The 263-nt window shown below is 33.1% G+C and carries 1 protein-coding gene; it reads left to right on the top strand.

Annotated elements, in window-relative coordinates; genetic code table 11:
• Window positions 1-180: 180 nt before the first annotated feature.
• A partial coding sequence (locus P6709_RS20630; protein ID WP_442905380.1) for an alkaline phosphatase occupies window positions 181-263 on the top strand: 83 nt, incomplete at its 3' end.

Raw genomic sequence — 263 nt, 5'->3', positions numbered from 1 at the left:
ATTCCTCTCTGCTGCTGAATATATTACCGAAGACAGGGTTTACTTCCATAACTTCTTCAGGGATTTCATCATACGTTATTTCGGTTAAAAATCGTGTATACAAAAGAGAACGAAAAAAAGGAAGAACATAAAATGAAACAGGGATAAATACGGTAAGAATCCATTTCAGATAAAGCCTAAATGATGCTTTCTGAAATGACAAGTACTGCAATTGATACATTATCAACTAATAAAAAAGGTTTCTTCCTTATGGTAGAAGGAAG

Source organism: Jeotgalibacillus sp. ET6, from assembly GCF_029667115.1.
In the GTDB taxonomy this organism is placed as follows: Bacteria; Bacillota; Bacilli; order Bacillales; family Jeotgalibacillaceae; genus Jeotgalibacillus.
The sequence above is the reverse complement of the archived record's forward strand: the minus strand, read 5'-3'. Positions and strand labels throughout refer to the sequence as shown.